Source organism: Streptomyces sp. SID14436 (genome assembly GCF_010548465.1).
In the GTDB taxonomy this organism is placed as follows: Bacteria; Actinomycetota; Actinomycetes; order Streptomycetales; family Streptomycetaceae; genus Streptomyces.
On sequence record NZ_JAAGMD010000752.1, the window covers coordinates 1 to 3426 of the forward strand.

General features: G+C 73.4%; 5 protein-coding genes and 1 pseudogene. 3 read left to right on the forward strand and 3 right to left on the reverse strand.

Annotation, left to right across the window (positions count from 1 at the left end; all coding sequences use genetic code 11):
- Both G3I53_RS27420 and G3I53_RS27425 read left to right on the forward strand, forming a co-directional pair.
- A pseudogene (locus tag G3I53_RS27420) lies at positions 1 to 248 on the forward strand (hypothetical protein); the annotation flags it as partial.
- Between the two features lie 126 nt (positions 249 to 374).
- Positions 375 to 704 (forward strand): antibiotic biosynthesis monooxygenase, encoded by a 330-nt coding sequence (locus G3I53_RS27425; protein WP_164337737.1) that lies wholly within the window; start codon positions 375 to 377, stop codon positions 702 to 704.
- Positions 705 to 837: 133 nt separating this feature from the next.
- Here G3I53_RS27425 and G3I53_RS27430 read toward each other — a convergent pair whose 3' ends face one another.
- On the reverse strand, positions 838 to 1041 hold the full coding sequence (locus G3I53_RS27430) for a cold-shock protein (RefSeq protein ID WP_004985680.1): 204 nt from the start codon (positions 1039 to 1041) through the stop codon (positions 838 to 840).
- A 242-nt stretch (positions 1042 to 1283) separates the two neighbouring features.
- Positions 1284 to 1664 (reverse strand): MerR family transcriptional regulator, encoded by a 381-nt coding sequence (locus G3I53_RS27435; RefSeq protein ID WP_164337738.1) that lies wholly within the window; start codon positions 1662 to 1664, stop codon positions 1284 to 1286.
- 693 nt (positions 1665 to 2357) lie between these two features.
- Here G3I53_RS27435 and G3I53_RS27440 point away from each other — a divergent pair.
- Positions 2358 to 2726, forward strand: coding sequence for a DUF6479 family protein (locus G3I53_RS27440; protein ID WP_164337739.1), 369 nt, complete (start codon positions 2358 to 2360; stop codon positions 2724 to 2726).
- 75 nt (positions 2727 to 2801) lie between these two features.
- Here G3I53_RS27440 and G3I53_RS27445 read toward each other — a convergent pair.
- Positions 2802 to 3426, reverse strand: a 625-nt coding sequence (locus G3I53_RS27445) for an Ig-like domain-containing protein (RefSeq protein WP_164438887.1), incomplete at its 5' end; no start/stop codon positions are given.

Below are 3426 nucleotides of genomic sequence, written 5' to 3' on the forward strand. Positions count from 1 at the left end.
CCCCGGCGACCTCGTCCCGGGCGGGGACGGGGACCGGAGCGGGCAGCGCCTCCGGGACCGCGGGCTCGGGCTCGGGCGGCACGGCGGCCGGTACCGGGGACGACGCCACCGGCAGCCGTCGGGGCGGCGGCGGCACCACGGACCGGGACGGGGCGCAGGCCACCTCCCCCGGCCCCTCGGCCGGATCGTCGTCCGACGCGTCGGACTCCTCCGCCCGGCTCTGCCTTCTGGTGATCTGCCTCGGCTGACCGGGTGAGCACACCCCGCCCTCCACGCACCGCCCACCCCGGGCGCCGGCGTCCGCCGGGCACGAGCCGCCGCTCCGCACGCCACCCGTCCGTGAAGCGGAACCGGCGTTGCGGAAGAATCGGACCATGAGCATCGTCAAGATCAACGTACTCACCGTCCCGGAGGACCAGCGGGAGACGCTGGAGAAGCGGTTCGCCGCCCGGGCGGGCGCGGTCGAGAGCTCGGACGGCTTCGAGTGGTTCGAGCTGCTGCGCCCCGTCGAGGGCACCGACACCTACCTCGTCTACACCCGCTGGCGGACGGAGGAGGACTTCCAGCGCTGGATGGCCGGGCGCGGCCAGGCCGCCCACGGCGGCGACGGGCCGCAGGCGGCCGAGAAGCCGCGGCCGGCGGCCACCGACGCGACGCTCTGGTCGTTCGAGGTGGTCCAGCAGGCGGCCCCCAAGCAGAGCTGACCCGCCGCCCGGCGGAATCGGGGCGCAGGAATACTGCGGCAGCAGGGGCCGGACATGCGAGAGGGGCCCGCACCGAAGTGCGGGCCCCTCTCGAAAACCCTGCGTACGTGCGTACGAAAGTACGCGGTACGGGTCAGGCAGGAACGATGTTCTCCGCCTGCGGGCCCTTCTGGCCCTGAGTGACGTCGAAGGTCACCTTCTGGCCTTCCTGGAGCTCGCGGAAGCCCGAGGTGGCGATGTTCGAGTAGTGGGCGAAGACGTCAGCGCCGCCGCCGTCCTGCTCGATGAAGCCGAAGCCCTTTTCCGAGTTGAACCACTTCACCGTACCGGTGGCCATATCAAATCTCCTGAGACAGTGCCGGGAAAACGCACTTTACGAATTCCCTCATCGTCGCGATGATCACCTGCCCGGAGAACCGGTGGCAAACTGGCAACCACAACTGCAACTGACGTCAGCCTAGCACGCGGGATATCTGCGGCAAGCGATAAAAATCACCGGGAAAAATCGCGCCGCGCGTGTTTGGGGAGAATAGATGTCGGCCGGGAGGGGCGTATTTCTGTTCCGGCGGAAGCAGATTTTCAGCGGCGTCCGGGAACGGTCCGGTCGTCCGTCCGCCGCAGCCGCTCGTTGTCCCGTTCCGCGGCGTCGAGCTGCTCCTCGAGGCTGATGATGCGGCAGGCGGCGTCGACCGGTGTCCCCCGGTCCACCAGCTCACGGGCGCGGGCGGCCAGCTTCAGCTGGTGCCGCGAGAACCGGCGGTGACCGCCCTCCGACCGGGTCGGGGTGATCAGTCCCGCCTCGCCCAGCGTGCGAAGGAACGCCGGTGTGGCGCCGACCAGTTCCGCGGCCCTGCCCATGGTGTAGGCCGGGAAGTGATCGTCGTCGAGCCGGTCGGCGACGGGAAGACGATCCGTGTCCGACGGGTCCACGTCGGAGTACGGCTGACTGTCCGAGGGCATACCCACCTTCCTGCGGACCGCTGACAGACCACGGCCCGCTGCGGGGACGGGTTCCCCGCACCGGAATTCTAGTCGCCCGCCCGGAAAATCTGTCCCGCCGACGACAGGTGTCACAGCGTAAGGCCCGGATCCGCGAAGGATCCGGGCCTTACGGCCGGTCGGGGGAATCCGTCAGCCGCGCGGGCGGCTCGCGTCAGGCGACCGGCGTAGCGGACGGCGGCCCTGCCGCCGGCCGCCGGCAGGTCGCCTGCAGGGCGGCGGGTGCGATCAGCGTGGTCGGGCCCGTTGCTCCGGTCGGGGCAGGGCTGCCCCCGGCGAAGTCGCCCTCCCGCCACGGGGCGACCGGCGGCCACTGGGCGCGGCCCGTCGGAGTCCAGGGCGAGGACCGCCATCGGCGCGGAGTCCATCGATCCGACTGATCCGACCGATCCGATCGATCCGACCGATCCGACCGCTCACCGATGACCGTGGAAGACGGGAAGGCCGGGGCCGGGCCCCGAGCTGCACACGTGGGGACGCGACGGCCCGTCCCGGCCTTCCCTCTGGCCGCAATCTGCCACGGCCCCTGGGCCACCGCCCGCCGGTGACGGCCGAACGGGCACGCGGGCTCCCCGGCGGTACGGGCGGGCCGGGCCAGGACCATGAACGGGCATTCCGGGCGCTTTATCACATTCCTGGGTCCATACTCGGAACATGAGCACGGCAACGTATGAGGTTCTGGCCGCAGGCCAGGACGTACTGAACGTGGTCGCGGCCTTCATCGGCGGGCTGGTCGTCGCCGGCGCGCTGATCTGGGCCGTACGGGTCGGCATGCGGGTCATGGACACCGAGGAGCACCGCCCGCGTCCCGAGGAGCAGCCGCGGCTGCCCGACGGCGGCGCGGTGCACGAGATGAGGGAGATGCGGGAGCCCGACGAGGTGCCCCGGTCGCAGGGCGGCGAGCGGATCATGCCCCACGAGTTCCATCGCGCCGCGACGAGGACGGGCAAGGACCAGAGCCCGCGGCGCTGGAGCCCCGGTTCCAGCGGCGGCTTCGGCAGCGGAGGTCCCGGGCACGTGTGACGCGGGCCCGGGCCGGCGGCGCGGCCTCACCGGGGCCGGGCCGACGGCACCCTGCGGTCCGGAGCCGGGTGTCCGTCAGCCCGCGGGTGTCGCCGCCGTCCCGACCGTGACGGCGATCTGCTGGCTCACCGCGCCCACCCCGTCGAGGGTGGCCGCGGCCTGGATGCGGTGGCCGCCGGGTGCGAGGGGCGGGCCGGGGGTGCAGGCCCAGCGGCCGTCCGGGCCGGTGGTGGTGCTGCACACCTCGGTGTCCGCGCCGTCCAGCACGGTGATCTGCGCGCCCGGATGGGCGGTGCCGGCGATCTCCGGCCGGGCGTCGAGCGGTACGCCGGACTCCGGGCGGGTGAGCGTGGGCTCGGCCAGGCCCACCGTCACCCGGCAGCCGCCGGCCGCGCGGGCGGCGCCCCGTGCGTCGGTGAGCCGCAGGGCGCAGCCCTTCAGCACGGTTCCCGGCCGGGCGTCCTCGGGCACGGCGAGGACGAAGGGGAACACCCGGTCCTGCCACGGCTCGGCGGCCGTGGCCGTGGCCGTGTAGGAGGCGGTGCGGCCGGAGGCGGCCAGGGCGCCGGTGTAGCCGGAGTCCTCCAGCGGGAGGCCGGTCACCCGGGCCCCGGCGGGGGCGGTCAGGGTGAGGGTGGAACCGCGGCCGGGGGCGCTGCCGGTGACGCCCGCGATCTCGACGGCGGCCTCCTGGCCGGGC